Consider the following 25,644-nt stretch of genomic DNA (forward strand, 5'->3'; position numbering starts at 1 on the left):
AGTCTACCCGCGTTGGCGTGGTGCCTCGGCTCTCGGCCATACTGGAGGGCATGTCGCAGCTCGCAGTCGGAGACGTCCTGGAAGGGCGCTACGTGATCGATCGCCCGATCGCGCGGGGTGGCATGTCCACCGTGTACCGCTGCGTGGACAGCCGCCTCGACCGTGAGGTCGCCGCGAAGGTCATGGACGGCCGCTACGTCCACGACCGCGTCTTCCGCGAGAGATTCCGCCGCGAGGCGCTCGCCATGGCGAAGCTGTCGCACCCGAATCTGGTCAACGTCTATGATTTCTCTGCCGGCGGGGACCACCCTGACCAGGTCTTTCTCATCATGGAGCTCATCACCGGCGGCACGTTGCGTGAGCTTTTGGCCGAGCGCGGACCCATGCCTCCCCATGCGGCCGCGGCCGTCATGCGCGCCATGCTCACGGGTCTGCGCGTGGCGCATTCCCACGGCATGGTCCACCGCGACATCAAGCCCGACAACGTGCTGATCGACAACGACCACTCCGTAAAACTCGCCGATTTCGGCCTGGTGCGCGCCGCGGCCGATTCCCCGCACTCCACCGACCAGATCGTGGGCACCGTCTCGTACCTTTCCCCCGAGCAGGTCGACGGCTCCTCGATGACGCAGGCCTCCGATGTCTATTCCGCGGGCATCGTGCTTTTCGAGCTGCTCACCGGTTCCACCCCGTTTAGCGGGGACACTCCCCTCGCCCACGCCTATGCCCGCCTGCACGAGGACGTCCCAGCACCGTCGTCGCGCATCGCCGGGGTGCCCAAGCTTTTCGACGAACTCGTCGCCACCGCCACGTCCCGCAACCCGCAGGACCGCTTCCACGACGCCGGGGAGTTCCTCGCAGCGCTTGACGACGTCGCCTCCGCCCTGCACCTGCCCGACTACACCGTGCCGGCGCCGACCAACTCCGCCGCCAACCGCGCCGCCGCGCACCCGACGACGGTGACTGCCGCGACGGCGGGCATCTCGTGGGCCGAGGAGCCCCAGCAGACCCGCGCCTTCGAGGACCGGCTGTTCCCCGGCGTCGAACCCGAGGTACCGACTCCGCTTCCCCCGGTAGCGGCGCCTGTGCCCGCACCGGTGCCGGCGCCTGTGGAACCGCCCCGGTCGTACCCTGTGCGGGAGCCGTACCCGGCGACGCGCTACGAGGCACCGCCGCAGCCGGAACTGGAAGAGACACCCCCGCCGATCAAACCCGTGACCAACCGCTCCGGGACGGGCTTAGCGATTTTCCTTGTCGCTTCTGTGCTCGTCACCGCAGCGGCGCTAGTCGGCGCATGGTGGTTCGGGTCCGGCATGTACGGCCTCATGCCACAGCTCATCGTGCCGATGGCCCCGCCAGCAACTCCGTAGAGCCGGCCGGCGGGGCCATCGAAAGGGCTGATGCGGGCTAGTAGCGCAGCATCTCCGCAACGAGGAAGGCCAGCTCAAGGGCCTGCTCGGTGTTGAGGCGCGGGTCGCACGCGGACTCGTAGCGGCCCGGCAGGTCGAGGTCGGTGATGTCCTGGGCGCCGCCCAGGCACTCCGTAACGTTCTCACCGGTCAGCTCGATGTGGATGCCACCCGGGTGGGTGCCCAGCTGACGGTGCACCTCGAAGAAGCCCTGCACTTCGTCGATGATCTTGTCGAAGTGGCGGGTCTTGTACCCGTTCGACGCCGTGAACGTGTTGCCGTGCATCGGGTCCGACTGCCAGACAACCTTGTGCCCGGAGGCCTCGACGGCGTTGACGATGCCGGGCAGAACCTTGCGCACGTTCTCATGTCCCATTCGGATGACCATGGTCACGCGGCCGGGCTCGAAGTTCGGGTCCAGCTTGTTGGCGTATGCGACCGCTTCCTCCGGCGTCGTGCTCGGCCCAAGCTTGATGCCGACGGGGTTGCTCACGAGTGCGGCGAAGTTGACGTGGAAGTCCTCGATGCCGCGGGTGCGCTCGCCGATCCACAGCTGATGCGCGGAGAGATCGTAGAGCTTCTGGTTGCCCTCGGAGTCGTCGGCAAGGCGCAGCATGGCGCGCTCGTAGTCGACGAGCAGCGCCTCGTGCGAGGCGTAGATCTCGGAGGTGCGAAGGTGATCGTCCTGGACGCCGCAGGCGCCCATGAAGGCGAGAGAGCGGGAGATCTCGCGCCCCAGCGCCTCGTAGCGCGCCCCCGCCGGGGAGTTCGCCACGAACCTGCGGTTCCAGTCGTTGATGTTGTGCAGGTCGGCCGTGCCGGACGTCGCGAGAGCCCGCACCAGGTTCATGGCAGCCGACGCGTTCGCGTAGGCGCGCACCATGCGCGCGGGGTCGTGGCGGCGTGCCTCCGGGGTCGGCTCGACACCGTTGACGATGTCACCGCGGTAGTTCGGCAAGCCGTTGCCGTCCAGGTCGGACGAGCGCGGCTTCGCGTACTGGCCTGCGAGGCGGCCGAGCTTGAGCACCGGCATCGACGCACCGTAGGTCAGCACTGCCGCCATCTGCAGCAGCGTGCGCACGTTGGCGCGGATGTGCGGCTCCGTGTTGGACTCGAAGGTCTCGGCGCAGTCGCCGCCCTGCAGCAGGAATGCGTTGCCCTGGGCGACGTCGGCAAGCTTGCGCTTGACATCTTCGACCTCGGGGGCGAGCACGACCGGCGGGACAGATTCGAGGATCTTGCGGACATACTCCGCTTCCGTCTTATCCCAGCTCGGCTGCTGCTTGGCGTCACGCGCAATTACGTCCTGAAACTGGGCGTTCAGGTCTCCCGGCAGGGGCGGCAGATCGGGCAAAACGCTCTTCGGAATGTCAATAGTCCAACTCACCCCTATATTTTTAGCACGCCCCTTCACAAAAGGGCAGGTCGACCAGCGCCAATCAGCGCTGCGGCCCCCGCGTGAGGCGGCCGCGGCGATCCAGGGGGAGGATTCGCTGGCACACGTCGAACTTGGCGCGGTTATGGCGGGCGTCGACAAGCGCATCGTGGTTGCCTTCTGGCACGTTCGGCAGTTTGGGGCATCCTGCCATCTCCCAATACTGCTTGAGCTCCCGGGTGTAGCGCGGCAATTGACGCGGCAGACCGGTCATGTCGCCCCAGAGCTGCGCGAGAACGACGTGGTCGTAGGCTCCCACCCATGCCCACAGTTGCGGGGCGTCATCGTTGCCGCACAGGAAGTCGAACACCTCGCGGCGAATAGCAGAGATCGACTTCCACACGTTGCTCTGCGGGTTCGGCAACTTATCCAGGACGTTCTTTCGCACCCACGGGTTCGCCCGCCCCGCGTCAAACTCAGTGGACACCGCATAGTACTCACGCCCGTCCTCGGCGACAATGCCAATGGAGACGAGCTCAATGGTCGTGCCGTCCTCGATGAACTCCGTGTCGTAGAAGTAGCGCACCTACCTCACCTGCTCGCCGTCAGCGCGCTGGGATCGAGCCTCTGCACGGCGCGGCCAGAACATGACGACGGCGATCGCGATGACCACGGCTGGGCCAACGATAGTCACATGGAAACCCGTCATCGAGGCGACGAGAAACGCCGCAACGAGAAGGGAGGTGATAACAATGCGCGCGATGAGATCCCGGTCCATAGCCCCGATCCTATTCCCCGGCCCCCTACCGGTGATCCGTCGGCTCCGCCCCCGCCGGATAGCCCTTGCCTTCGCTTAACGACGCCTTCACGTCCGTCGCGTAAACATCGACATACTCGTAGCCCGACAGCTCCGACAAGCGGTGCATGACGAAATCGGTAAACGCCCTCACCACCTCGCGAGACTCCGGGTCAAACCCGTTGTCGCGGGCCCACTCGTGCGGGTCGATCAGCTCCCCGATCTTGATTCCGACGCGCACCGGGCGCGGGATCACCGTGCCGATCGGGTTGGCACGGCGCGTGTTGAGCATCGCGACCGGGACCACCGGGGCGCCGCTTTCCATGGCGATGCGCGCCATTCCGGTGCGCCCCTTGTAGATGCGCCCGTCCGGAGAACGGGTGCCCTCCGGGTAGATCGCGAACATGCCTCCTGCGTCGAGGACCGTGCGCGCTGCCTCCAGCAGCGCCTGCCCAGCGCCAGCGTTGCCGCGATCGACGGGGATCTGACCGGCAGAGATAAAGAAAAAACGCTTGATTCGGCCGGTGATACCGGGAGCGGTGAAGTACTCGTTCTTCGCGGGGAACGTCATCTGGCGGCGCAACATGAGCGGCAGGTAGAACGAGTCGAGGACAGACTGGTGGTTCGAGGGCAAGATCACCGCACCTGTGTCAGGCACGTTGTGGGCGCCTTCGATCTTCGGCCGGTTCCAAAGATAGAGCGGCGGCCCGATAATCGCCTTAAACAGCGTGTACCACTTGTTCGTCATCGTCCATCCGCTCCTTTTCGCGCGCTGTGCCGAGCCAAATCGGCGACCCCGATCATACCTGCGTCCGGGCCCAGCTCTGCCCGCAGGACCCGCGGAAGCGGGCGGTACCCGGCGCCGACGACGTGAGACGCCATCTCTTCGCACGCGGCACCCAGGAAGATGTCCGCATCCGCACTCACCCCGCCACCGAGAACGATGAGCTCCGGGTCGAGGACATCGGCGACGATCGACAATCCGATGCCCAACCAACGCGCAAACTCACCGATCGTAGCGATACCAAGCGCGTCGCCTTCTCGCGCGGCGCACATGATCTCGTGGCCGTCGGCCCGCTTGTCCACAACGTGGCGATACAGGCCGCACTTTTCGAATCCCCCACGGCCGGCAACCTCGATCGCAGTATCGACCAGTGCCGTTCCCGAGGCGTAGCGCTCAAGGCAGCCCTGCTTGCCGCAGGAGCACACGCGGCCATCGGGAACGACGGTGAGATGGCCGAACTCGGGGGCGGTGCCGAAGGCGCCTCGGTAAATCTCCCCGCGATGCATCAGCGTCGCGCCAATACCCGTGCCAACCGCAAAGAACACCCACGTCTGCGCGTTTCGGGCCGCGCCGTACGTGTACTCGCCCCACGCCGCGGAGTTCGCATCATGCTCCAAACGCACGGGCAACTCCAGCGCCGCTTCAAGTGTGGCCTTCACCGGCGCATCGTTGCGCCACGGCAGATGGGGCGCGAAGCGCACGACCTCGCACTCGGGGTCAAGGAAACCCGCCAACGCGACACCGACGGCGTCGATAGCGAAATCGCGGCGCAGATCGGCAACGATGTCTGTGACGGCCGCCGTCAATTCCGTTTCCCTGTGCGGGGTGCGTGCGGCCCGGCGCGCCACGATGGTGCCGTCCGCGCTCACCAGCCCGGCCCGAATGCTGGTGCCCCCAATATCGAAGCCGACCGTCAAGGCTCCGGTATCGACGGGTGCATCAAGCACGGACTTTTCAAACATAGGCAGACAGTTTAGCCCTGTGGCGTGAGAACTCGGTAACACCGTCGCCCGAGCTCGTCCCAGCTGAAGTGCCGTTCCACGAACTCCCGGCCCGCCTTGCCCATCGACGTGCGACACGTGGCGTCGTTAAGCAAACCCGCGATACTTTCCACGATGTGGGCGAGGTCGCGTCCGTCGACAACGACGCCTGCCCCCTCCCCGACCGCCTCGGGTGCGCCGCCGGAATCCCCGGCGACCACGGGCACCGCACACGCCTGGGCTTCGAGGTACACAATGCCGAGGCCTTCGACATCGAGGCCACCTCCCCGGGTACGGGCGGGCATGGCGAAAACGTCTGCGGCCGCGACGAGGTCGCGCATATCAGAGCGTTCGACTGGACCGGTGAAAATGACCGCATCCCGGTCCGCGGGCTCAAGATGCCGCGCGTATCGACGCAGCGTGGTCCCGTACGACCCGGCTCCGATGATCACTAGGACAGCACCCGGGCACCGCCGGCGAATCTCCGGAAGCGCGCGGATGAGCTGGTCCTGGCCCTTGCGGGCGACCAGGCGGGATGCACAAACGATGACTGGCGCCTCGCCGAGGCCCCAGCGCTGTCTCGTCGCCAAGCGTTGCGCTGCTGTGGCTGGACGGAAGAAGTTGGTATCAACCCCGGAGGGTAGCGCCACATACTGCGTCTTCTCCCCCACGGCTGGCCGGAACCGGCCGAGCGTGTAGCGGGAGATGTAGGTGACCACGTCGGAGGAGTCCCCGATGCGCCGCAGGACACTGCGCGCGCCCGGCACCATGGACCAACCAACCTCGTGCCCGTGGGTGGTCGCAACCACCCGCCGGGCACCGGCGGAGCGTGCCGCGCTGCCCAGCACCGCCAGCGGCGCGGCGGCACCGAACCACACGGTATCCACGTCGAATTCCCGGATGATGCGCTGCATCTGCGCGCGCACGGCGGGAGTGGGCAGCAACACCTTCTGCCGCGCCCGGATCACTGTGTAGTCCACGCTCGCGTCCCACTGTGCCGCAGCGGCTGCGTCGTGAGTCGACGCGAAGACGATGAGGTTGTCTGTGCCGGCGTGGCGGACAACTTCAGCAGCGAAGTCCCTCAGGTACGACTGAATCCCGCCCACTGTGGGCGGGAAGTCATTCGTGACAAGAAGAATACTCACCTGGGTTGTCTATTGCCGGTGCTTAGTACCGGACAGCGCCTTGGATCGGCATGGAGTTCAATCCGACAACCTGGACCGGAACGCCGTAGTCGGAGGCGTGGACAACTTGACCATTGCCGATGTACATGCCCACGTGGGTGACACCCGGGTAGTAGCCGATAATGTCGCCCGGTTGGAGCTCGGAAAGAGACACCGGCGTGCCCCCAGCGAGCTGGGCCTGCGACGTCCGCGGGATGGCAGTGCCGTTCTGGGCGTACGCCCACACCATCAGGCCTGAGCAGTCGAACGCGTCGGGGCCGGAGGCACCCCAGCCGTACGGCTTTCCGAGCTGAGCCATCGCGGCGCCAACAATGCCGGCGCCAGCACCCGACAGCACTACTGCGGGCGCGGCAATCGGGTTGTCCTTGTTTTCCCAGCGAGCTCGCTGCTCCGGGGTGAGGCCGTCGACCCTGGCGACAATCTCTGCAACCTTTTGATCGAGCTCACCGCGCTCGCGCTCCAGCTTGCTGCGCTTCGCGTCGAGCTGGTTGCGTTGAAACTCGGTCTCCGCAACCGCAATGTTGGCCTCGTTGGCTTTCTCCGCGGCCTGCTCGTTTACCCGCTGCAGGTCGCTCAGCGCGCGCTCCGACTTACGGATGATCGAATCGAGGTACGCCGCACGGTCGATCAGCTTCTGCGGGTTCTCGGCCCCCAGGCTATTAATGACGAGGTCCGAACGCGTGGTCCGGTTCTGCGATGCCGCGATGCTGTTAACGGTGTCCCGCTCGAGGCCGCGGGCGATGTTAATTTCCTCCACCTCGCGCTTGGCGGCGCCGACGCGCACGCGCAGCTCCTCGAGACGCAACTCTGCAACCGCGATCTCGTCTTCCGTTTGTTTGAGTTCCTCGGCCTTGCCGGTCGCCTCATGGGAGAGAGTGTCCATCTCTGCGATCAAGGTGTCTACTTCGTCGGCTACCGCCAACGGCTGTACTCCAGAAACGATGATGGCACCACATGCCAGGGCGGTGACGGGAGTACGGAACGAACGGCCGCGAGATGCGAGGGAATGCTTGCCCACGAGCTCCTCTTTCAGGTTGCATGCTTGCCGCCAGCGACGGGACGAGCACCAGATCTTTACAAAACTGTTACCCAACTATAGCGGTCATGCCGGTGAGGTCAAGCCGTAACCTGGGTCACGCTTCGCCGCAGGTCGTCGCCCCCCCGAGTAGGACACCAACGACAACACCCACCCCGCACCGTCAGGCGTGAAGTGGGTGGAGTGGATCCAGACAGCTTAGAAACGCACTGCGGAGTGAATCGGCATCATGTTGAGGGGGCGCTCAGCAACCGGGGCACCGCTGTTGAGTGCGTCGATGATGGTGCCGTTGCCGGTGTAGATGCCGACGTGGGAGGCGCCACCGTAGAAAGCGACAATGTCGCCGGCCTGCAGCTGGTCAAGCGACACGCGCTGGCCGGCACCGGCCTGGGCCTGGGAGGTGCGCGGGATAGCCTTGCCAGCCTGGGAGTAGACCCAGGAGGTGAAGCCGGAGCAGTCGAAGGCGTTCGGGCCAGCGGCGCCGTAAACGTACGGGGAGCCAATCTTGGTGCGGGCGATCTCGACAATGCGCTGGCCGTTGGTCACCTGCGGGGCAACCTGTGCCACTGCCCCTGCAGCGTTGTAGTTAGCCTGCTGCTGACCCTGGACGTCGGCCAGGGACGGGATCCACTGGGTAACACCCGGGACGTTAGCGATGCCGGGGACGTTCTCAATGTTCGGCACTTCGAAGGAGGCGGGGCTGTTGGGCACCCGGACCTCGACGGCACCCGCAGCTGCGGGGGCGATGAGGGTGGCGCTGGCGGCAACTGCGGTTGCGGCGGCAACGTTACGGGCAACGTTGTTGGTCTGACGGCGGTGCTTAGCCACGAAAAGAGTCTCCATATCATCTCTGATGCCTACCGGGTTAGCTGTCGGGTTGGGCTTGAGAATCAGCCTTGGACTGCTCCGTGCCGCTCCTTGGCGGCATCCTCACATCCATTCACCCCAGGCGGGCCTAGGCCCTGCGGGTCCCCGGCTCCGCAGCGTCGACCTCAAAGGGTATGAAGTCGGTCTGCCGCGGATTCGGCTCATATGTTCTTGTGCGAATTGCCGACAGCTGTTTCTCATTGGCTGCCGCAATGTCTCGGTAAGATTACGAAATGGATACAGACATTGTCCAACCCGACACGCGTTATCGTCCTGTAATCAAACAGTGGCGCGCATTAGTGAAGGAAATCAGCGCCCAAGTCTCCCCAACGTTGACGCCTGAAATAACGAGTTAATCACCGCTGAGCTGCAACGTTATCCGTATGCGATTCCCGTTTTACGAAGTCGCCCCTTCGGCAATCTCGACATATAGCAAACACTGTGCGCTTGGTCACATTGCAGATCTTTGGGCCGCGATCGCAGTCCCCAGACGTGAAAAGACCCCCTCCGGAGAGGGGGTCTCAGACCGCAATTGGTGACGCTAGATATTAGTAGCGCGGGCGACCATCGCCGTAGGTGGCGTCGCGGTCGGTAGCGTCCTTCGACTGCTCGAGAGCACGCAGCGTCTCGATCTCGTCGTGGTGGTTGCGCTGCTTGGCATCCCGAACACGCTCCGTGACGCCGATCTCAGCGGACTTGAAGGCGCCGATGGTCTCGGAGTCGGCGTAGCCGAGCTGGTTGAGCTGCTTCGGCACCGGAGCGCCTGCGTACTCGAGCGGGACCGGGTGGCCGTGCTCGTCGACCGGTCCGAGCGGCTGGTGGACCTCAACGAAGGCACCGTTCGGCAGCTTCTTGATCACGCCGGTCTCGATGCCGTGCTCCAGGACCTCGCGGTCGGAGCGCTGCAGACCAATGCAGATGCGGTAGGTGATGAAGTACGCCAGCGGCGGCAGGATGATCAGGCCGATGCGGCCGAACCACGTCATCGCGTTCAAGGAGATCTCGAAGAAGTGCGCGATGTGGTCGTTGCCGCCAGAGATGGTCAGCAGCAGGAAGAACACGATGCCCATGACGCCGATACCGGTGCGCACCGGAACGTCGCGCGGACGCTGCAGGAGGTTGTGGTGGGCGTCGTCGCCGGTGACAGCCTTCTCGATGAACGGGTAGGCGAACAGCAGTGCCACGAGTGCGCCACAGAGCAGGGCCACCCAGAACGCGCCCGGGATGGTGTAGTTGCCCAGGTAGAGCTCCCACGCCGGCATGACGCGGGCAGCACCGTCCGTCCACAGCATGTAGATGTCAGGCTGGGAACCCGCGGAGACCTGCGACGGGTTGTACGGTCCGATCGTCCAGATGGCGTTGATGGTGGTCAGACCGGCCATACCTGCGAGAACACCGAAGACGATGAACATGAAGCCGATCGCCTTGATGGCGAAAACCGGCATGATGCGGATGCCGACAACGTTGTTCTCGGTGCGTCCCGGTCCCGGGAACTGGGTATGCTTCTGGAACCAGACGAGCAGGAGGTGTGCTGCGACCAATGCCAGGATGATGCCCGGCAGGATCAGCACGTGCAGGATGTAGAAGCGGTCCAGCATCAGGTCGGACGGGAAGTCGCCGCCGAAGATAGCCCAGTGCATCCAGGTGCCGATGATCGGCAGACCAACGACAATGGCGGACATAATGCGGAGGCCAACGCCGGAGAGCAGGTCGTCCGGCAGGGAGTAACCCATGAAGCCCTCGGCCATGCCGAGCAGGATCAGGGTGACACCGATGACCCAGTTCGCCTCACGCGGGCGACGGAACGCGCCGGTGAAGAAGATGCGCATCATGTGGGCGAACATCGCCATCATGAACATCAGCGCGGCCCAGTGGTGCATCTGGCGGACAAACAGGCCGCCGCGCACACCGAACGAGATATCGAGTGCCGTCGCGTAAGCGCGCGACATCTCGACGCCGTTGAGCGGCAGGTAGTCGCCGGCGTAGATGACCTTGGTGATAGAGGGGTCGAAGAACAGGGCGAGGTAGATGCCTGTCAGCAGCAGGATGATGAAGCTGTACAGCGCCATCTCGCCGAGCATGAACGACCAGTGCGTCGGGAAGACCTTGTTCAGCTGGGGCCGAAGGAATCCCGAGACCGTGTAGCGCGAATCAACGTTATCCGCGGCTTGTGCGAGTTTAGTGCTCATTAGGACTTACGCTCCCAGAATGCAGGGCCCACGGGCTCAATGAAGTTCCCGTTGGCAACGAGGTATCCGTCTTCGTCAATCGTCACAGGCAGCTGCGGCAGTGCACGGGCGGCGGGGCCGAAGACCGGCTTGCCGTAGTGCAGCGCGTCAAACTGCGACTGGTGGCACGGGCAGAGGATGCGGTTGGTCTGCGCCTCGTAGAGAGAGGTCGGGCAGCCGATGTGGGTGCAGATCTTCGAGTAGGCGTAGAAGTCGCCGTAGTGGAAGTCTTCCTGGCCTTCACGCTCAACGACGCGGCGGGCGTCCTCCGAACGCAGGCGGATCAGCATGACCGAGTTGCGCGGCCCGTGAATGGAGTGCATGTGGTTCTCATACACGTCGCGGGTCGGATCGTACTCGGCGCCGTCGTTGACGTCGTCCGGGTAGAGCGGGAACACCGTCTCCATGGACGCGGCGTCGAGATCCTCCGGGCGCATGCGCACCAGGCGGGAGACACCGGCGGTGGTGTAGTGAGAACCGGCTGCACCCTCGTGCAGCTCGGCGATCGCACCGGTGTCGCGGCCGAGGTAGACCTTGACGCCTTGATCCGCGAGGGTCCAGCCGTGGGTCCACAGGGTGCCGTCGCCGAAGTAGTTAAGCTCGTGGCGCGGGCGCCACGGGTTCTTGATCATGCCGCCGAGCGGCGCAATGATCATCAGACCCGTCAGGAGGCCAGCTGCACCGAGCAGACCCTGCATTGCTTTGCGACGGCCGAAGGTCGAGGTCTCCCAGGCGTCGTTAAGCAGGGCCGTGGTCGTGCGGCGGTCGAGCTCGCTGGAGCGGCCGTCGTGGCGGCGCTGCACCGAGATCTCCTCGGGCACGAACTTCTTCACGTACTGGATGATCGCGATTCCGAGGGAAGCGAGCGCCAGCAGCGAGGTCAGGCCGAGCAACGGGGTGTAGGCGGTGTAGAGCCACAGCCCCTCGTCACCGTGGAAGCGCGGCTCCCACGGCCAGAACAGATAAACCGCGAGGAATGCGAGGCCCATGACCACGGAGATAATGAGCCAGGTGTTGATGTTGCGGGCGGCGGAGCGCTCGCTCGGGTCGCCCTCGACTGGGAAGCGTTCCTTGCGGTAGGCAACGGTGACGTCGTCAAGCTCGGTGCCCAGAGCCGCGAGCTCGGCATTGTTGAGCTTCGAGAGCTCCGCCTCGGTGTAGTTCTTGTTCACTTCATTGCTCATGAGCGCGATCCAATCCAGATAGCAGCGGCAGCGACGAGAGAGACGCCGATGACCCACATGGCGATACCTTCAGACACAGGGCCGAGGCCGCCGAGCGCGTAGCCAGCCGGGCTCGGGGTCTCCTTGGAGGACTTGATGAAGGCGATGATGTCCTTCTTCTCGTCAGCGGTGAGCTGGCGGTCGGAGAACTTCGGCATGTTCTGCGGGCCGGTCAGCATCGCCTGGTAGATCTCCTGCTCGTTGGCGGGATCGAGCGGCGGTGCGTACTTACCGGAGGACAGCGCGCCGCCGCGACCAGTGAAGTTGTGGCAGGAAGCGCAGTTCAGACGGAACAGTTCGCCACCGCGGGCGACGTCGCCGGCCTGAATCTGGCCGTTGTAGTTGGTGCCGCGCAGCGACTCCATGGCGAGCGTGCCGTCCTCGTTGTAGACCAGGCCCGGGCCACCGCCGTTGGCGGCGACGTAGGCGGCCATGGCGAGCGCCTGGGACTCGGTGTAGCGCGGCTTCTTACGCTCAGCCTGAGCGTCGTTGGACATCATCGGCATACGGCCGGAGTTGACCTGGAAGTACACGGCGCCTTCGCCGGTACCGATCAGGGAGGGACCGCGGCCTTCGACGCCCTGCAGGTTCGCGCCGTGGCAGGTGATGCAGGCGACGTCGTAGAGGTCCTTACCCTCCTGGATCATTGCCTGCTCATCGCGCTGTGCGGTGGCAACCTGAGCGTTCGGCGCGAGAGCGGTCGCGAGCACGCCCGCACCGGTCAGGCCAAAGGTCAGTGCGGCAGCACCGGCGACGGTGCGCCGCATCTTGCGGCGGCTCCGCGTCTTCTTTGGGGTGTTTTCCATCATTTTCCCTTTATCGACTATTGAGAGGTATTCGAAAGACTGCTAGTGCATCACGTACCGCCTTTCGGCGGCAGTACCTACTGAACGAGGTAGAGGGTGATGAACACGCCGACCCAAATAACGTCGACGAAGTGCCAGTAGTAGGACGTCGCCATTGCGGCGGTCGCCTGGGCGGGGGTGAACTTCGACTTGGAGATACGGAGCAAGATGACCACGAAGGCGAGGATGCCGGCGGTCACGTGGGCCATGTGGAACCCGGTGATGATGTAGAACATCGAGCCGTACACGCTAGCCTGCGGGGTCACACCGTGCAGCACCATCTCGGTCCACTCGAAGGCAACGAGGCCCAGGAAGATCACGCCGAGGAGGATGGTCACGGTAAACCACTTGCGGAGTCCGAAAACGTCACCCCTTTCCGCCGCGAAGACGCCCATCTGCGAAGTCACAGATGAGGCGATGAGGACGACGGTGATAATCAGGCCGAACAGCACATTAAGGTGCTCGGTCTGGTGCTCCCAGTCCCCTGCGGTCATACCGTTTGCGCGCGAGGTGAAGTACATCGCGAACAAGCCGGCAAAGAACATCAACTCTTGGGCGAGGAACGCAATCGTGCCCACGCTGACCATGTTGGGTCGGTTCAGCACTGGGACACGGCCTTGCGGCGTCGCCATACCTTGGTTTTGAATTGCGGTCGTCACGTGTGTCAGTATCGCCGTTTTCCGCCTGAAAGTCATCTCACTTACCCCCGATATTTTGCTGAGAGCACGTGTCCAACCTGCCACTTTGTCCCGAATGCGCGGTGAAGCAAATTTTCTCGCACTCAGGGGGAACTTTTGCGCACGCTTTACGACGCACATCCGCGCAGGTCACGGCGCAGCCTCTCGGCACGGCGCGAAACGTCGAACGATTTGCCCCGTCTCTAGCCCGCTTCGCCACCGCTCTATCCCAAAAGATTCAGTTCCCGACTGTGAGCAGATTCACACTTTCCCCACGGAGAGACCCAGGCTCAACAAACTTTCGGATGACCCCTCCCCCGCCGTGCGCCGCGCACGTAAAAGACCCTCTCCCACCATGGGAGAGGGTCGTCCAGGGCCGAGTGGCCCGCGTCGGGCGGAAGGCAGCCGCCGGTACGGAGCTTTAGTGCTTCTCTCGCGGGATACCGTACTGCAGGCTCAGCTGCGTGGTGGTCCACACGAGCAGGACCGCGCCGATGGCCACGAGCCACAGCTGCCAGAAGGCGATCCCGAGTCCGAGGAAGAACACTGCGCCGGACATGGCCAGCGGCCAGATGGAGTGCGGGGAGAAGAAGCCGAGGACGCCAGCGCCGTCCTCAATCTCTGCTTCCTCCCAGTCCTCCGGGACGATGTCCATGCGACGCTCGGTGAAGTCGAGGTAGACCGCCATCATGAACGCCAGTGCTGTGGCGAGCACGAGGCCGACGGCGCCGACCCACTCAACCCCGAACAGGTACGCGTCGTCGCCGACCCACATGGTGGCGAGGATGTAGAAGACACCCATCAAGAGAAGGAAGGTGCCAATGGCGTAGAAGACCTTTGATCCGGTTCCCATTGTCCGTGTCTCTCTTTCTTATGCGTTCGCGTTCGGGTCTTGGAAGTTGCCGCCGTCCCGGGTGCCGGTGCGGCTCGAGTTGAACGGGTTGGTCGAGGTCGCGTACGGAGCCTCGCCAATAGCGGAGAGGGCCTCGGCGTTGGTGGCCATCGGGTTCTGCTCGCGGAACGCGATGTAGTCGCGGAACGCCTCCGGTGACACAGCGCGGATCTCGAAGTTCATCATGGCGTGGTAGGTGCCGCACATCTCAGCGCAACGGCCGACGAAGGCGCCCTCGCGCTCGATTCGCTCGATCTGGAAAGCGCGCTCCTGCTGGTTGGCTTCGGGGTGGGCGTAAGCGTCACGCTTGAACAGGAACTCGGGAACCCAGAAGGCGTGGCTCACGTCAGCGGACGCGAGACGGAACTCGATCGGGGTATCGGTCGGCAGGACCAGGACCGGAACCTCGTCGGTCGTACCGAGGGTCTCGATGCGGTTGAAGTTCAGGTAGGACATGTCGCCCTGGGACATGCCGTGAATCGGGTTGGCATTCTTCATACCCTCGGGGTCGTACTTGGTCTCCTCCGCAGCGGCCTGACGCTCGGCGTCGATTCCATTGTAGGGCTGGCCGGTCGGAGACAGGTCCGCGCCGATCTGGGCGTAGCCGAACTTCCAGTTCCACTGGAACGCCGTGACGTCGACGGTGACCTCGGGGTCCTTGTCGCGTGCGGTGACGGCGGTCTGCACCTGGACGGTGAAGAAGAACAGGACGAAGACGATAACGATCGGGACGATCGTCAGCACTAGCTCGAGCGGCACGTTGTACTGCAGCTGCTTCGGGAACTCGTCGTTCGTCCGCTTGGACTGCGCCTTGCGGTTCCACTTGAAGACCGCGACGAGGAACAGGCCCCACATGATGATGCCGATAATCCAGGCGGCGAGCCAGACCCAGACCCAGAAGTTGTACATCTGAGCACCCTCAGGGGTGACCGGATCCGGCCAACCCATGTCCAAAACCCTGGAGAGCGCCTCGGGCGGAGCAACCTCACAACCAGCGAGGCCGAGGCCGCCGAGGAGCAGCGCGCCCGCAACGCCGGCCTTCTTGGCAAAGCTGCGGTTCGTAACCTTATCCACGTGTGTCTGCCTTCCTGTCCACACTAAAAACTATCGATCTGCCCCAGTCAGGGACACATATCGCTACCCAGTCAGGATAGAACATGGCGCAGCCTCCTTCGGAATTCCCGGAAGCGGCGCTGAGAGCCCGCTTCACGACGCCCGCCGGACAGCCGAACAGACCACCGTGCACCGCGGTCATGCTGGGGTTTATGACGCACGACCGGCCCCCAAGTAACAAGGGTCACATACCTTTCCCGAAGCCATCATCCATAAGTTGGCCCCCTTTCGGGGACGGGCTAAAGGTGGACGCCGAATCGGCGCGCAACCCGAGCTCGCCACGCGGTGTCGCGGTTACCGGCTGCGGGCGCTGCGTCTCTATTGTTGAGGGGACACTTCGTGCGCGCCCCCGACGGGCGCGGTGCGTCCTTTAATAACGGAGAGGTTTTCTACATGTGCGGTCTTCTCGCCATGCTTTCGGCCCGCGGCAACGGCCAGGAGTACGTCTCAGCTGTGGAAGGTGCGCTGCACTGCATGTACCACCGCGGCCCGGACGCGGCAGGCACCTGGAACGACGATGACGCCGTTTTCGGTTTCAACCGTCTGGCGATTATCGACATTGAACACTCCCACCAGCCGCTGCGCTGGGGACCCGCCGAGAATCCGCAACGCTACGCACTGACGTTCAACGGCGAGATCTACAACTACCTCGAACTGCGCGACGAACTCTCCGCAGCTGGATACTCCTTCAACACGGAGGGCGACGGCGAGCCGATCCTCGTGGGCTACCACCACTGGGGTACTGACGTGGTCAACCACCTGCGAGGCATGTTCGGCTTCGTCATTTGGGACACCGAGACCCGCACGATGTTCGCGGCCCGCGACCAGTTCGGCATCAAGCCCCTCTACTACGCCACCACTGAAGCAGGGACCGTCTTTGCGTCCGAGAAGAAGTCGATCCTCGAGATGGCTGAGGCTATCGGTCTGGGCCTGGACCTTGACCGTCGCGCAATCGAGCACTACGTAGACCTGCAGTACGTGCCGGAGCCGGAGAGCCTCCACGCACAGATCCGCCGCGTCGAGTCGGGCTCCACCGTCACCCTCTCCCCCGGCGGTGAGGTCGTCTCCGAGCGCTACTTCCGCCCGCACTTCACCCCGGCGACGATCACTAAAGGAAACGAGCAGGAACTTTTCGACCGTATTGCCCGGGCGCTCGAGGATTCCGTCGAAAAGCACATGCGTGCTGACGTCACCGTCGGGTCGTTCCTCTCTGGCGGAATCGACTCCACCGCGATCGCGGCTTTGGCCAAGCGCCACAACCCTGACCTTCTTACCTTTACTACTGGTTTCGAGCGCGAGGGCTACTCCGAGGTCGATGTCGCCGCGGAATCCGCCGCCGCGATTGGTGTCGAGCACATCGTCAAGATCGTCTCCCCCGAGGAGTACGCCGACGCCATCCCGAAGATCATGTGGTACCTCGACGACCCCGTCGCCGACCCGTCACTGGTGCCGCTCTACTTCGTCGCGCAGGAGGCACGCAAGCACGTCAAGGTCGTTCTTTCAGGTGAAGGCGCGGACGAGCTGTTCGGCGGCTACACCATTTATAAGGAGCCGCTCTCGCTTGCGCCCTTCGAAAAGCTGCCCGCCCCGCTCGCGAAGGGCCTCAACCGCCTGAGCCGTGTGCTTCCCGACGGCATGAAGGGCAAGAGCCTGCTCGAGCGCGGCACCACCCCGATGGAAGAGCGCTACTACGGCAACGCGCGCTCTTTCAACTACTCCCAGCTGCAGCGCGTGTTGCCCTGGGCAAAGCCGGAGTGGGACCACCGCGAGGTCACCGCGCCGATCTACGCGGCATCGACCGACATGGACCCGGTCGCGCGCATGCAGAACCTCGACCTGTTCACCTGGATGCGCGGCGACATCCTGGTCAAGGCCGACAAGATGAACATGGCGAACTCCCTCGAGCTGCGCGTTCCGTTCCTGGACAAGGTCGTCTTCGACGTCGCCCAGACGGTGCCGACCGAGCTGAAGATCGCCAACGGCACCACCAAGTACGCGCTGCGCAAGGCGATGGAGCAGATTGTTCCGGCGCACGTCCTCAACCGCAAGAAGCTGGGCTTCCCGGTGCCGATGCGCCACTGGCTGGCCGGCGAAGAGCTGTTCGGGTGGGCGCAAGACACGATCAACGAGTCCCAAACCGAGGACATCTTCAACAAACCGCAGGTCCTCGAGATGCTCAAGGAGCATCGCGACGGCGTCAGCGACCACTCGCGCCGACTGTGGACTGTGCTGGCATTCATGGTGTGGCACGGCATTTTTGTGGAGAACCGCATCGATCCTCGCATCGAGAAGCGCGACTACCCGGTCAAGCTCTAGCGCGGCCAGGTATTGCGCTCACAAAAGCTGCCCCGTCCGCATTACGGACGGGGCAGTTGTGTTGAGGCGTAGCGCCAGTTCGACGGGGAAGCGTCCCGCGCCGAGGCGGACTCTGCTTAGTTGAAGGAGTCGCCGCAGGCGCAGGAACCGCCGGCGTTGGGGTTGTCGATGGTGAAACCCTGTTGCTCGATGGTGTCAGCGAAATCGATCGTCGCGCCCGAGAGGTACGGGACGCTCATCTTGTCCACCACGAGGCGCACACCGCCGACCTCGTCAGCCTTGTCGCCGTCCAGCTCGCGGTCGTCGAAGTAGAGCTGGTAGCGCAGTCCAGCGCACCCGCCCGGCTGCACGGCAATGCGCAGAGACAGGTTGGTCGCGCCCTCCTGGTCCAGAAGAGCCTTCGCCTTGGCGGCTGCGGCATCAGTCAGGGTGACGCCGGTTGCGGAGGTCGGTGCTGTCATGAAAACTCCTTGTTCTCATTGAAGTACTCAGAGAGTGTGTAATACGCGCCCCAGAGTACCCCCGCTCACTTGGGCGGGTTCTATCTGATCGCGTTGTTCGTTCCAACGCTCCCGCCACGACCCGTATTCCCACGTGTCTGTGAGGGCCGGTAGCCTAATGGGCGTGAAACTTCCGTGGCAGAAATCAGAAGCACCCGCCTCCGGTTCGACCAAGGTCGATCTCGGCGACACGTCCGCCCCCGAGTCTGCGCACGGCGGCGCCGCCCGCGAATCCGGTGCCGAGCGCGCGCTGCCCAAAGGCTACACGCCGCCAAAAGGTCGCCCCACACCCAAGCGCCAGGAGCAGGAGATCAAGCGCGGCGTTATCCGCGACCCTGACGCGCTCACCCCAGCCCAGCGCCGCCAGCGCGACAAAGAGCTCAAGAAATCGATGAGCAAGGCTGAGTGGAAAGAGCACAAGCGCGCCCAGCGCGAGGAGGCTCGCCGCTCCAACAAGGAGATCCAGGCGCGTATCGACGCCGGTGACGACAGGTTCGTCCTCGACCGCGACAAGGGCGAGGTCCGCCGTTTCGTGCGTGACTGGGTCGACGCCCGTCGGTTCCTCAACAACTACGTCATGTTCGCGGCGTTGGTGATGCTGCTCATCTGGTTCCTCGGCTCGTTCGTGCCGCAGCTGTCCGCGTTCATGTCCTTGCTGTCGATGGTGTTCATCGTGGCCGTGTTCGCGGAGGCCGTCCTGATTGGCAAGCGCGCCAACACGGCTGTGCGCGAGCGCTTCCCCGACACCACCGACACCGGCTTCGGACTGGGCATGTACGCATTTTCGCGCGCAAGCCAGCCGCGCAAGTGGCGCTCCCCCAAGCCACGCGTCGCTGTCGGCGACAAGGTGTAGCGCGCCATGGCGGAGCTCTTTGCCCCGGTCGATCTCCCCGATGCCGCCCTCCGGGCGCAGGTGGAGTCTGTGTTGTCCGGCTCTGCACGCGGCCGATCGTTCGGCCGTTTAGGGCACCTCGGCGCGTGGATCGCCGCGTGCCAGGGCTCGCTTCGCCCCGCCCCGTTCGACCGCCCGCGCGCGATCGTTGTTGCCGGTAACCACGGCATTGCCGCGCGCGGAATCTCCGCGTTTACGCCGGAGGCGACCACTGTGCACGTGCGCGAGATAGCGGCCGGCGGCGGTCCCGTCAACGTTGCCGCGCGCGCTGCCAACTGCAGCGTCAGGCTTATCGACGACTGGCTGGACTCCCCCACCGGCGCCATCGATGTCACCGACGCGATGAGTGCGGCAGAGTTCGACTCCGCTCTTCAGCGCGGCCGCGACATCGCGGACCAGGAAGTGGACGCGGGTACCGACCTGCTCATCCCGGGTGACATCGGAGTGGGCAACACGACCGTCGCCGCCACGGTGTTCGGCGTGTTCACACGCACCGAGCCGGTCGTCGCCGTCGGGCGCGGCAGCGGAATCAATGACGAGGTCTGGAAGGTCAAGGTCGCCGCGGTGCGCGACGCCATGTTCCGCGTGCGCGATTTCCGCGAGGATGTGCCCCGCGTCCTTGCCGCGATTTCTTCACCCGATTTCGTTGCGCTGGTCGGCCTGATCGCCCAGGCGGCGGTACGCCGCACGCCCGCGCTTCTCGACGGCGCCTACGCCACCCTCGCCGCGTACGTGGCTGAGCGTCTCGCCCCAGGCACACGGGGGTGGCTGTACGCCGCGCAATTGGGAGCAGAACCGGCCCACGCGGTGTGCCTGACAGCCCTCGACCTCACCCCGCTGCTCGCACTTGACGTCTCAACCGGCCAGGGCACGGGCGGACTACTCGCATTGCCGCTGCTCAACGCAGCAGCCGAGATGGTCGGCGACGAAATCGACCTCGCCCGAGGCGACGCGCACTAAGCACGCGCCCCGAGGCGAGGTCGGGTTCGGTTCGGCTCTTACGCCTCGACGAGGGTGGTGTTCCACCCGTGGGTGTCGGCGACGCGACCCTGCTGAATGCCGGTCAAGGCATCGCGCAGGCGCATGGTGATCTCACCGGACTCGTTGTTGTTGACGGTGAACTCACCGGAGTTGCTCAGCACCCTGCCCACGGGGGTGAGCACGGCGGCGGTGCCGCAGGCGAGTGTCTCGGTGATGCGGCCGGATTCCGCGCCCTCGCGCCACTCCGCAACCGTGATGCGGCGCTCCTCGGTCTCGTAGCCGAGGTCGCGTGCAACCTGGAGCAGGGAGGCACGGGTGATGCCGGCGAGCAAGGAACCGGACAGTGCCGGTGTGATGATCTTGGCGTCGTCGCCGGAGCCCTCGACGAACATGAGGTTCATGCCGCCCATTTCCTCGATGTAGGTGCGCTCAATGGCGTCGAGCCACACAACCTGGTCGCAGCCCTTCTCCTGCGCCTGAGCCTGCGCGAGCAGAGAGGCAGCGTAGTTGCCCGCGAACTTTGCGTCGCCGGTGCCGCCTGGCGAGGCGCGCACGTAGTCTTCGGAGATCCACACGCTGACGGGGTTCACGCCGCCGGCGAAGTAGGGGCCTGCGGGCGAGGCGATGACGTAGAAGGTGTACGAGCTCGAGGGCTTGACACCGAGGGTGTTTTCGGTGCCGATCATGAACGGGCGCAGGTAGAGGGAGGCTTCGCCGCCGGCTGCGGGGACCCAGTCACGGTCGACGCTGACAAGCTGGCGCAGTGCCTCGATGAACAGGTCTTCCGGCAGCTCGGGCATGGCGATGCGGCGTGCCGAGTGCTGCATGCGGCGAGCGTTCTGCTCGGGGCGGAAGGTGGTGATCGAGCCGTCCTCGTGGCGGTAGGCCTTCAGGCCCTCGAAGATTGCCTGGCCGTAGTGCAGGACGTTCGACGAAGGATCGAGGGTGATCGCTTCGTAGGGACGCACCTGCGCGTCGTGCCAGCCGTCTTCCTCCGTCCATTCGATGGAGACCATGTGGTCAGTGAACTTCTTGCCGAATGCCGGGTTGGCGAGGATTGCCTCGCGCTCTTCACGGGACTTCGGTGAGGGGTGGTCTTTAACTGTGAATGAAAGGGTTGCCATGGGTACACCTTACCCGCACAACATCTCTGCTTATTTGTGACCTTCGTCCCGTTGCAAACGGTAGCGTGGAACCCAGTTATGCCTCCGAGACGAAAGGTGCGTTGCATCACTGTGAGAGCCCCAAACTTCACTCTCTCCCTTCCCGCCCGCGGTTCCATCCTCGAGCTCGCGTTTGCGACGTCGGTTCCGGCGCAAACCGGCGCGTTGCTTGTCCCCGTTGCCCGCGGTGAGGACAGCCTCGAAATCCCCGTCACCGCGCTTGGCACAGATAGCCTTCTTTCCGATCTGAAGGCGCTGGGCGCGACCGGCAAGCACGGAGAGATCACGCGCGTGCTTCGCGACGGCACCCTCACCATCGCGTTCGGCCTCGGCGACACCGACGACATCGACGCCGAGGCGGTGCGCCGCGCGGCGGGCGTGCTCGCCCGCAAGCTCAACGGAGTCGCCCAGGCGACAATTACTACCGAGTTCGGTGTGCGCCCGATTGTCGAGGGCCTCGTGCTCGGCGGCTACGCCTACTCCGGGTTGAAGGGGTCCGGGTCCGACACTGCGGGTGGCGCCGAGGGCGACGCAGACTCCGCGACACCAGATGCGGTCACGGTCACTGTCGTCGGCTCCGACGCCGCGCGCGACGAGTTCGAACGCGCTCTCATCGTGGCGGAGTCCACCGCCCTGGCCCGCGATCTGGTCAACACCCCGGCCAATATCCTGTACCCAGAGTCCTACGCCACGGTGATCCGCGAGATCGCAGAGCAGTCGGGATTCGAGGTGGAGGTGTTTGATGAAGCCGAGTTAGAGGCGCAGGGATTTGGCGGCATCCTCGCCGTCGGTAAGGGCTCGGTGCGCCCGCCGCGACTCGTTCACCTGACGTGGAAGCCGGAAAACGCCACCACATCGATCGCGCTGGTGGGCAAGGGCATCACCTTCGACACCGGCGGTATCTCGCTCAAGCCAGCGCCCAACATGGAGGACATGATTTCTGACATGGGTGGCTCCGCGGCCGTCGTCGCCGCGATGAGCGCAGCGGCACGGCTCGACACACCGGCGCACATTGAGGCTTGGGTGCCGTTGGCGGAGAACATGCCCTCCGGCAGCGCGACTCATCCGGGTGATGTAATCACGCACTACGGCGGGATCACCTCCGAGATCCTCAACACCGACGCCGAGGGCCGCCTCGTGCTTGCCGACGCCCTCGCGCGCGCCAGCGAGGACAACCCCGACTACCTCATCGAGACCGCCACGCTCACCGGCGCGCAACTGGTCGCTCTGGGCACCCGCACCGCAGGCGTGATGGGCTCCGACGAGTTCCGCGACCGCGTCGCAGAGATCGGCCGCAGCGTCGGTGAGAACGCCTGGGCGATGCCGCTGCTCGAGGAGCAGGAAAAGGAGCTGTCCTCCCCTGTGGCCGACATCCGCAACGTGCACAACTCACGCATGGGCGGAATGGTCTTCGCCGGGTTGTACCTGTCGCGCTTCATCGCAGATGACACCCAGTGGGTGCATCTCGACGTCGCTGGTCCGGCGTGGAACGGCTCGAGCCCGTGGGGCTACACCCCCAAGCGCGCCACCGGCGCTCCGGTGCGCACCATCGTGGAGACGCTGACGGAACTGGCCACCCGCTAGGAGTAAGGATTCTCGCCGCGCTCGAAGCGGGCGCGGCGCTTGCGCTGCTCTTCTCTTTTACGCAGCACCCGGTCCTGTTCCATGCGCTTACGCATGCGGTCGGGGTAGCCGGTCTCCTCGACGTCGTAAAGCGCGATGCCCAGCAGTTTCGCAACGGCGTCGATTCCCTTGGGCCCGCCGATGCGGCGGCGAGTAAACTCCCCTGTCTCGTCAACGAGGACAACAGACATCTCGTTGACCACGGTTTCCGGCTCGACGAAACCCTCCACGAACCGCCTGCCGTGAACCCACTGTTTCAGGTATTCGGCGTCTGCGGCGCGGATAGTGTTGCCCGGCGCGCGAGGAGGTTTCAGCGAGGACTGCGACGATGAGCTGCGGCGGCCGAATAGATTGAACACGCTCCTCATCTTAAGGGCGAAAAGCAGCCGACTCACACACATCTAGGGGGTGCGCCGTGGTGTTTTGTCCTTACACCCTCCCAGCGTGTGCGACGAGTTGCGGTGGGAATGTACGATTGGGCTTTGTATATTCCGCTTCACACAACCCCCCGAGGAGACAGGAAAAACATGGCTCACTCTGTAGAGATGCCCGAGTTGGGCGAATCAGTCACTGAAGGCACCATCACCACGTGGCTGAAGTCAGTCGGCGACACCGTCGAGGCTGACGAGCCGCTGCTCGAGGTGTCCACCGACAAGGTCGACACGGAAGTTCCGTCGCCGGTGTCTGGCGTGCTCCTCGAGATCAAGGCTGAAGAAGACGACACCGTCGACGTCGGCCAGGTCATCGCCATTATTGGCGAGGAGGGCGAGTCCGCAGGTTACGACAGCTCTGACGACGCTGACGAGGACGACAAAGACGACGAGGCTGAGAAGGACGAGGCTAAGGCTGAGTCCAAGGACGAGAAGTCGTCCGCGAAGAAGTCCTCCGGCTCCGCAACCGACGTTGAGATGCCCGAGCTCGGTGAGTCCGTCACCGAGGGCACCATCACCACCTGGCTGAAGTCCGTCGGCGACACCGTCGAGGTCGACGAGCCGCTGCTCGAGGTCTCCACCGACAAGGTCGACACCGAGATTCCGTCGCCGGTCGCCGGAACCCTCGTTGAGATCCTCGCTGAGGAAGACGACACCGTCGAGGTTGGTGAGGTCATCGCCCGCGTTGGCGACCCGGACGCAGCAGGATCCGGCGATTCCGAGGACAGCGTCGCCGACGCCGACGAAGAGGTCACCGAGGACAACTCCGCCAAGGGCGAAGGCACCAACCCCGAGGACGCCCCGAAGAAGTCCGAGGAGAAGTCCTCCTCCGCCAACAAGAAGGGCTCCGGTGAGTCCACCGACGTCCAGATGCCCGAGCTTGGTGAATCCGTCTCCGAGGGCACCATCACCACCTGGCTGAAGTCTGTCGGCGACATGGTCGAGGTCGACGAGCCGCTGCTCGAGGTCTCCACCGACAAGGTCGACACCGAGATCCCTTCCCCGGTCGAGGGCACGCTGCTCGAGATCCTCGCTGAGGAAGACGACACCGTCGAGGTCGGCGAGGTCATCGCCCGCATCGGCGATGCCGAGGCCGCCACAGACGCTGACGAGGCAGACGACGCTGATGAGGCTGAAGAAGCAGCTCCGGCGAAGTCCGAGGAGAAGACCGAGGACAAGACCGAAGCCAAGTCTGAGAAGAAGGCTGAGGAGCCGAAGAAGACCGAGAAGATGCCGGAGAAGAAGTCCGCTAACTCGGGCGACAAGGTCCCCTACGTCACCCCGCTCGTGCGCAAGCTCGCCGAGAAGCACGACGTGGACCTGTCCACCGTCGAGGGCACCGGCGTCGGCGGCCGCATCCGCAAGCAGGACGTCCTCGCCGCGGCTGAGGGCGGCAGCGCCCAGGGCTCGGCTGACAGCGCGCCGCAGGACTCCCGCTCGCGCTGGTCGACCAAGGCTGTCGACCCGGCCAAGCAGGAGCTCATCGGCACCACCAAGAAGGTCTCCCGCATCCGCGAGATCACCGCTGCGACGATGGTGGAGTCCCTGCGCACCACCGCGCAGCTGACCCACGTGCAGGAAGTCGATGTCACCCGCATCGCCGAGCTGCGCAAGAAGGCGAAGCCGAAGTTCCAGGCTAAGCACGAGGTCAACATCACCTTCCTCGCGTTCTTCATCAAGGCCGCTGCAGAGGCGCTCGTGTCTCACCCGAACGTCAACGCGTCCTACGACGCGCAGACCAAGGAGATCACCTACCACGAGGACGTCAACATCGGCATCGCCGTGGACACGCCGCACGGCCTGCTCGTGCCGGTGATCAAGAAGGTCCAGGAGCTCAACCTCGCCGAGATCGCCAAGGCTGTCTCTGACTTGGCCGAGCGCGCCCGCAACCGCAAGCTGCGCCCGGACGACATCTCCGGTGCGACCTTCACGGTGACCAACATCGGTTCCGCCGGTGCACTGATCGATACCCCGATCCTCACCCCGCCGCAGGCCGGCATCCTGGGTACCGCGGCCATCGAGAAGCGCCCGGTCATCGTGACCGAGGACGGAATCGATTCCATCGCGATCCGCCAGATGTGCTACCTGCCGTTCACCTACGACCACCAGCTGGTCGACGGTGCGGATGCAGGTCGCTTCATCACCACGATCAAGGACCGCATCGAGAAGGGCGACTTCGAGGCAGACCTCGACATCTAGTCCCCTGTAGATCCTGACGACACCTCAGCGGGTGTAGCCAGGAGCAGCTCCGTATAAGCCCCGCAGCGCCATCGTGCGCCGCGGGGCTTGCTGCGTTCCCGGGGTGGTGCTGCGCTCGGGTTGCGGCCCT

Annotated in this window: 22 protein-coding genes, 1 pseudogene and 1 riboswitch; of the genes and pseudogenes, 6 read left to right on the forward strand and 17 right to left on the reverse strand. The window is 64.5% G+C overall.

Annotated elements, in window-relative coordinates:
- Window positions 1–50: 50 nt before the first annotated feature.
- Window positions 51–1,340, forward strand: a pseudogene (locus VVR41_RS03790) (protein kinase domain-containing protein); the annotation flags it as partial.
- Window positions 1,341–1,407: 67 nt separating this feature from the next.
- Here the strand turns inward: VVR41_RS03790 and VVR41_RS03795 are convergent.
- The 14 genes from VVR41_RS03795 to VVR41_RS03860 form a co-directional block, all read right to left on the reverse strand.
- A complete protein-coding gene (locus VVR41_RS03795; protein ID WP_321100869.1) occupies window positions 1,408–2,796 on the reverse strand; it encodes a class II 3-deoxy-7-phosphoheptulonate synthase in 1,389 nt (462 codons plus the stop codon).
- 52 nt (window positions 2,797–2,848) lie between these two features.
- Window positions 2,849–3,370: a polyadenylate-specific 3'-exoribonuclease AS gene (locus tag VVR41_RS03800; protein ID WP_368523661.1), complete on the reverse strand. Its 522-nt coding sequence runs from the start codon at window positions 3,368–3,370 to the stop codon at window positions 2,849–2,851.
- Window positions 3,371–3,562, reverse strand: a complete 192-nt coding sequence (locus VVR41_RS03805) for a hypothetical protein (RefSeq protein WP_321100873.1) — start codon at window positions 3,560–3,562, stop codon at window positions 3,371–3,373.
- Window positions 3,563–3,587: 25 nt separating this feature from the next.
- Window positions 3,588–4,328: a lysophospholipid acyltransferase family protein gene (locus VVR41_RS03810; RefSeq protein WP_368523662.1), complete on the reverse strand. Its 741-nt coding sequence runs from the start codon at window positions 4,326–4,328 to the stop codon at window positions 3,588–3,590.
- Complete coding sequence (locus VVR41_RS03815; protein ID WP_368523663.1) at window positions 4,325–5,326, reverse strand: ROK family protein; 1,002 nt, start codon at window positions 5,324–5,326, stop codon at window positions 4,325–4,327. Before VVR41_RS03815 ends, VVR41_RS03810 begins: the two co-directional genes overlap by 4 nt.
- Before the next feature lie 11 nt (window positions 5,327–5,337).
- Entirely contained in the window at window positions 5,338–6,489 is a 1,152-nt protein-coding gene (locus VVR41_RS03820) for a glycosyltransferase family 4 protein (protein ID WP_368523664.1), read from the reverse strand.
- A gap of 22 nt (window positions 6,490–6,511) precedes the next feature.
- Window positions 6,512–7,546, reverse strand: a complete 1,035-nt coding sequence (locus VVR41_RS03825) for an NlpC/P60 family protein (RefSeq protein ID WP_368523665.1) — start codon at window positions 7,544–7,546, stop codon at window positions 6,512–6,514.
- A gap of 216 nt (window positions 7,547–7,762) precedes the next feature.
- Window positions 7,763–8,392 (reverse strand): C40 family peptidase, encoded by a 630-nt coding sequence (locus VVR41_RS03830; RefSeq protein WP_321100883.1) that lies wholly within the window; start codon window positions 8,390–8,392, stop codon window positions 7,763–7,765.
- Between the two features lie 11 nt (window positions 8,393–8,403).
- Window positions 8,404–8,603: riboswitch (cyclic di-AMP (ydaO/yuaA leader) on the reverse strand.
- A gap of 376 nt (window positions 8,604–8,979) precedes the next feature.
- Complete coding sequence (locus VVR41_RS03835) at window positions 8,980–10,620, reverse strand: cytochrome bc complex cytochrome b subunit (RefSeq protein WP_368523666.1); 1,641 nt, start codon at window positions 10,618–10,620, stop codon at window positions 8,980–8,982.
- Window positions 10,620–11,843: a ubiquinol-cytochrome c reductase iron-sulfur subunit gene (locus VVR41_RS03840; RefSeq protein WP_321102138.1), complete on the reverse strand. Its 1,224-nt coding sequence runs from the start codon at window positions 11,841–11,843 to the stop codon at window positions 10,620–10,622. Before VVR41_RS03840 ends, VVR41_RS03835 begins: the two co-directional genes overlap by 1 nt.
- Entirely contained in the window at window positions 11,840–12,688 is an 849-nt protein-coding gene (locus tag VVR41_RS03845; protein ID WP_368523667.1) for a cytochrome c, read from the reverse strand. Before VVR41_RS03845 ends, VVR41_RS03840 begins: the two co-directional genes overlap by 4 nt.
- A 77-nt stretch (window positions 12,689–12,765) precedes the next feature.
- Window positions 12,766–13,386 carry a heme-copper oxidase subunit III gene (locus tag VVR41_RS03850; RefSeq protein WP_321102141.1) on the reverse strand — a complete coding sequence of 207 codons (621 nt, stop codon included), beginning with the start codon at window positions 13,384–13,386 and terminating at the stop codon, window positions 12,766–12,768.
- 439 nt (window positions 13,387–13,825) lie between these two features.
- Window positions 13,826–14,257, reverse strand: a complete 432-nt coding sequence (locus VVR41_RS03855) for a cytochrome c oxidase subunit 4 (protein ID WP_321103671.1) — start codon at window positions 14,255–14,257, stop codon at window positions 13,826–13,828.
- A gap of 18 nt (window positions 14,258–14,275) precedes the next feature.
- Window positions 14,276–15,370 (reverse strand): cytochrome c oxidase subunit II, encoded by a 1,095-nt coding sequence (locus tag VVR41_RS03860; protein WP_368523668.1) that lies wholly within the window; start codon window positions 15,368–15,370, stop codon window positions 14,276–14,278.
- Between the two features lie 432 nt (window positions 15,371–15,802).
- Between VVR41_RS03860 and asnB the strand changes: the two genes are divergently transcribed.
- Window positions 15,803–17,725: an asparagine synthase (glutamine-hydrolyzing) gene (asnB, locus tag VVR41_RS03865; protein ID WP_368523708.1), complete on the forward strand. Its 1,923-nt coding sequence runs from the start codon at window positions 15,803–15,805 to the stop codon at window positions 17,723–17,725.
- Between the two features lie 116 nt (window positions 17,726–17,841).
- On the opposite strand, the gene VVR41_RS03870 is transcribed toward asnB, so the two are convergent.
- On the reverse strand, window positions 17,842–18,186 hold the full coding sequence (locus VVR41_RS03870; protein ID WP_321101197.1) for an iron-sulfur cluster assembly accessory protein: 345 nt from the start codon (window positions 18,184–18,186) through the stop codon (window positions 17,842–17,844).
- A 163-nt stretch (window positions 18,187–18,349) separates the two neighbouring features.
- On the opposite strand from VVR41_RS03870, the gene VVR41_RS03875 reads away from it, so the two are divergent.
- Both VVR41_RS03875 and VVR41_RS03880 read left to right on the forward strand, forming a co-directional pair.
- Window positions 18,350–19,078 carry a DUF3043 domain-containing protein gene (locus tag VVR41_RS03875; protein ID WP_409338270.1) on the forward strand — a complete coding sequence of 243 codons (729 nt, stop codon included), beginning with the start codon at window positions 18,350–18,352 and terminating at the stop codon, window positions 19,076–19,078.
- A gap of 6 nt (window positions 19,079–19,084) precedes the next feature.
- Complete coding sequence (locus VVR41_RS03880) at window positions 19,085–20,077, forward strand: nicotinate-nucleotide--dimethylbenzimidazole phosphoribosyltransferase (RefSeq protein ID WP_368523670.1); 993 nt, start codon at window positions 19,085–19,087, stop codon at window positions 20,075–20,077.
- A 38-nt stretch (window positions 20,078–20,115) separates the two neighbouring features.
- Here the strand turns inward: VVR41_RS03880 and VVR41_RS03885 are convergent, their stop codons facing one another.
- Window positions 20,116–21,222: a branched-chain amino acid aminotransferase gene (locus VVR41_RS03885; protein WP_321101202.1), complete on the reverse strand. Its 1,107-nt coding sequence runs from the start codon at window positions 21,220–21,222 to the stop codon at window positions 20,116–20,118.
- A gap of 78 nt (window positions 21,223–21,300) precedes the next feature.
- On the opposite strand from VVR41_RS03885, the gene VVR41_RS03890 reads away from it, so the two are divergent.
- Window positions 21,301–22,845, forward strand: a complete 1,545-nt coding sequence (locus VVR41_RS03890) for a leucyl aminopeptidase (protein ID WP_409338271.1) — start codon at window positions 21,301–21,303, stop codon at window positions 22,843–22,845.
- On the opposite strand, the gene VVR41_RS03895 is transcribed toward VVR41_RS03890, so the two are convergent.
- Window positions 22,842–23,243 (reverse strand): oxidoreductase, encoded by a 402-nt coding sequence (locus tag VVR41_RS03895; protein ID WP_321101204.1) that lies wholly within the window; start codon window positions 23,241–23,243, stop codon window positions 22,842–22,844. The genes VVR41_RS03890 and VVR41_RS03895 overlap by 4 nt on opposite strands.
- A 168-nt stretch (window positions 23,244–23,411) precedes the next feature.
- On the opposite strand from VVR41_RS03895, the gene sucB reads away from it, so the two are divergent.
- The gene (gene sucB, locus VVR41_RS03900; protein WP_368523672.1) at window positions 23,412–25,514 is read left to right on the forward strand and encodes a 2-oxoglutarate dehydrogenase, E2 component, dihydrolipoamide succinyltransferase; all 2,103 of its coding nucleotides are present in this window, start codon (window positions 23,412–23,414) and stop codon (window positions 25,512–25,514) included.
- Window positions 25,515–25,644 lie beyond the last annotated feature (130 nt).

The organism is Corynebacterium sp. LK2510, from assembly GCF_040946405.1.
Classification (GTDB): domain Bacteria; phylum Actinomycetota; class Actinomycetes; order Mycobacteriales; family Mycobacteriaceae; genus Corynebacterium.